Below are 3,355 nucleotides of genomic sequence, written 5' to 3'. Positions count from 1 at the left end.
AAATGTAGGAAATATCGATTTTTCAAACTCTCTAAAACCCTTAAACCATTGGTATTACTTAACTAGCTTAACCACAGTTTCAACGTGAGGTGTGTTCGGGAACATATCCTTCAGCTTTGTTCTCTCAACCCTATATCCATGAGCCTCAAGATACTTTAAATCATTTACTAAGGTTTTAGGATTACAAGAAACATATATTATATCCTTAGCATTAAAGTCAACCACGTATTCTAAAGCCTTTGGATGAACTCCACTTCTTGGTGGATCTAGGATTATTATGTCTGGTTTATCTTTTATGGTATTTACTATCTTCGCTACATCTCCAGCTATAAAGTGGCAGTTATTTAAGTTATTTAGCTTAGCATTTTCATTAGCAGCTACTACTGCCTCTTCTATAAGCTCTATTCCTATTACTTTTCTTGCATCTCCTGCTACAATTTGACCTATGGTTCCAGTTCCACAGTAAAGGTCAAATACTACCTTATCCTTTGCCATATCCCCCATAAATTCTTTTACTAGGGAATATAGTTTCTCTGCTCCCTTAGTATTAGTTTGAAAGAATGAGAAAGGTGATATTTTAAACTTTAGTCCTAGAACTTCTTCCATTATGTAGTCATCTCCATATAAAACTTCAACTTTCTCTGGTACTACTGCATCAGATAGGGAATCATTTGTTGTATGGATTATAGATTTTAATTCACCTTCTAAATTTAACTCTTTAAGCTTTTCTGTCCAAGGAGTTAAATCAAATTCTATTTGAGATGAGGTTACAAGATTAACCATTAAGTCTCCTGTATTCTTACCCTTTCTTATTATAAAATGTCTTAAATATCCTTCATGGTTTCTTATTCTATAATAAGGAAGCTTTGCTTTTCTAAAATGATCTAAAGTAACTTTAAAAATCTTTCTAAAGTCTTCATCTACTAACATACAACTATCTACTGTTACAATTGAGAATGGGCTGCCTTTCTTATGCATTCCAAGCTCTAACTCTCCACCCTTTGAGGCATCTCCAAAGGAAAACTCCATTTTATTTCTATATTCAAAGGTCTCTGGACTTCCTTCAATCCCCAAAAAGTTTCCAGTAGATACATCCCCTTCTTTAAAAAGCTCCATTACCTCTGAAACCTTAAGATTTAACTGAGTTTCATAAGGAATAAACTGAGTTGAGCATCCTCCACAAGGTCCAAAGTGTGGACAAGGAGCATCTATTTGAGAAGGAGCTTTTTCTATTATTTCTATAAACTTTCCTTCAGCATAATCTTTTTTCTTTTTACTAACTCTAGCCTTAACCTTTTGGCCTGGAACAGTACCTTTTACAAAGATTTTCTTGTCTTCTAAAAACCCTATTCCATAGCCTCCAAATTCAGTTTTTTCTATAAAAACTTCAATTTCTTGTCCTTTTTTCATAAGTATACTCCTTATAATCTATTTAATTGAGTTTAAATTTCACTATGATTATCCATATTATTAGTATAAAAATGCTTAACTCCCACTTAAAAAGCAGGAGTATTAACATTTATAGCCATAAGATATTCATCTTAAACTTCTTGTATTATTATATATAAAACCCTTACATATTAAAACTAAGTTTAGGTTTTATTCTATTAATCTTTATTGTAAAAGTAAAGAATCTTTAAGATTTTCTTTCCTTTAACTATATTAGTTGTTTATTGGACCTAATCCAGCTGCTATTCTTCCTGGAGTATTTTTTCCTTTAGTTCCTCCACAGATTAATGGATATATAATTCCCATTACTATAAATATTGTTAAATACATTCCAAGCATATCGTTCACGAATAAACCAAATCCAAATCTTAAGATTAGATCAAGTAATAGTAAAAGTATGTAAGATACTGCACCTATTATAAGTTGATCTATTACAACAGCTTCTAACCTTCTAAGAAAGCTTACCTTCCCATCTTTCTCTTTGTTATTTACTGTTTCATCTTTTTCATTAATTATATTTTTATCATCTTCTTTTAAAACTTCATCTATTGTAACGGCTTCTTTTACATCTTCCTTTTTCTTATTATCATTGCTTAACATACTATCCCTCCTTTATGTTACATCACTTTAAATACTATACTACAATTTAATTATGATGTAAATATTACTACTTTATACAAAGGTTATGTGCTATACTTTACTTGTGTATTTTTTGTTAATTAGGAGGAGATTATTGGTGATTAATATTATATTTTTATGTATAGCTGGATTTATTGCTGCCTTTGTGGATTCCATAGCTGGTGGGGGTGGACTTATAAGTATACCAGCCTTTTTATTTGCAGGAGTTCCTCCTCACATAGCCCTTGGAACCAATAAGTTTGCAGCTACTACATCCTCTTTTACTAGCTCCATGAAATTTATAACTTCTAAAAAGGTTAATTTTTCTCTTTTAAAATACCTAATTCCTTTTACCTTTTTAGGGTCAATTCTTGGAGTTAAATCAGTACTTTTAGTGGATCAAAGCTTTTTATATCCACTAGTTATGGTGCTTGTTTTATTTGTAGGGATTTACACTTTATTTTCAAAAACTTTAGGACTTAATAATAACTTTACAGGATTAAATAAAAAAAATATAGCCTTAGGAATATTACTTTCCTTTTCCATAGGATTTTATGATGGTTTCTTTGGTCCTGGCACTGGATCTTTTTTAATCTTTGGCCTTATTAGTATATTTAAGTTTGATTTTATTAATGCAGGTGGTAATGGTAAGGTTTTAAATTTTGTAAGTAACATATCTGCCCTTATAATGTTTGCTCTTAATGGAAAAATAGATTATTTTTATGGCATACTAGTAGCTGTATTTATGATTGCTGGTGCTCAATTAGGAACAAAGGCCGCTCTAACTAATGGAGCTAAACTTATTAAACCTATATTTGTTACTATGAGTTTAGCTGTTGCCATTAAGCTTTTAATACAATATGTATAGTGGTAACCATTTAAATAAAATCAAGAATTTATATAAATACTTAAATAAAAGTTAGGAAACACTTTAAACTGTACCCTTTGTCAAGGACAGTTTAAAAAAGAGTAGACTAATTTAAAAGATGATTTCTGTATTGAACAGGAGTCATCTTTTTTAAGTTCCATTGTCCTCTAAAATTATTGTGATAATCTATGTAATCATCTATTTCTTTAACTAAATCCTCAAATGTATCACAAGCCTTTATATCAACTTCATCCTTTAAATGTCCGAAAAAGGATTCCTGTGGGGCGTTGTCCCAACAATTTCCACGCCTAGACATAGATTGTCCTAATTTATTCTTTTTGACTTTATTTTGAAAAATCGGACTAGTATAATGAACTCCTTGATCTGAATGAATAAATGAATCTTTGCTAAGAATATTCT

Annotated in this window: 4 protein-coding genes; 1 reads left to right on the top strand and 3 read right to left on the bottom strand. The window is 30.6% G+C overall.

Features of this window, described 5'->3' with window-relative positions; genetic code table 11:
* Nucleotides 1-54: 54 nt before the first annotated feature.
* Nucleotides 55-1,410: a 23S rRNA (uracil(1939)-C(5))-methyltransferase RlmD gene (gene rlmD, locus BR69_RS0113115; protein ID WP_027633587.1), complete on the bottom strand. Its 1,356-nt coding sequence runs from the start codon at nucleotides 1,408-1,410 to the stop codon at nucleotides 55-57.
* A gap of 252 nt (nucleotides 1,411-1,662) precedes the next feature.
* Nucleotides 1,663-2,049: an RDD family protein gene (locus tag BR69_RS21230; protein WP_051623617.1), complete on the bottom strand. Its 387-nt coding sequence runs from the start codon at nucleotides 2,047-2,049 to the stop codon at nucleotides 1,663-1,665.
* A gap of 136 nt (nucleotides 2,050-2,185) precedes the next feature.
* Between BR69_RS21230 and BR69_RS0113105 the strand changes: the two genes are divergently transcribed.
* Nucleotides 2,186-2,935 carry a TSUP family transporter gene (locus BR69_RS0113105; RefSeq protein WP_027633586.1) on the top strand — a complete coding sequence of 250 codons (750 nt, stop codon included), beginning with the start codon at nucleotides 2,186-2,188 and terminating at the stop codon, nucleotides 2,933-2,935.
* A 106-nt stretch (nucleotides 2,936-3,041) separates the two neighbouring features.
* Here the strand turns inward: BR69_RS0113105 and BR69_RS0113100 are convergent.
* Nucleotides 3,042-3,355, bottom strand: a 314-nt coding sequence (locus BR69_RS0113100; RefSeq protein ID WP_027633557.1) for an IS3 family transposase, incomplete at its 5' end; no start/stop codon positions are given.

It is taken from the genome of Clostridium hydrogeniformans DSM 21757, assembly GCF_000686705.1.
GTDB lineage: Bacteria > Bacillota > Clostridia > Clostridiales > Clostridiaceae > Clostridium_Z > Clostridium_Z hydrogeniformans.
This window is presented reverse-complemented; position numbering and strand designations above follow the sequence as displayed.

What these genes read in the sequence shown, in the direction of transcription:
- rlmD (WP_027633587.1), bottom strand. Translation starts at nt 1,410, where the DNA reads ATGAAAAAAGGACAAGAAATTGAAGTTTTTATAGAAAAAACTGAATTT.
- BR69_RS21230 (WP_051623617.1), bottom strand. Translation starts at nt 2,049, where the DNA reads ATGTTAAGCAATGATAATAAGAAAAAGGAAGATGTAAAAGAAGCCGTT.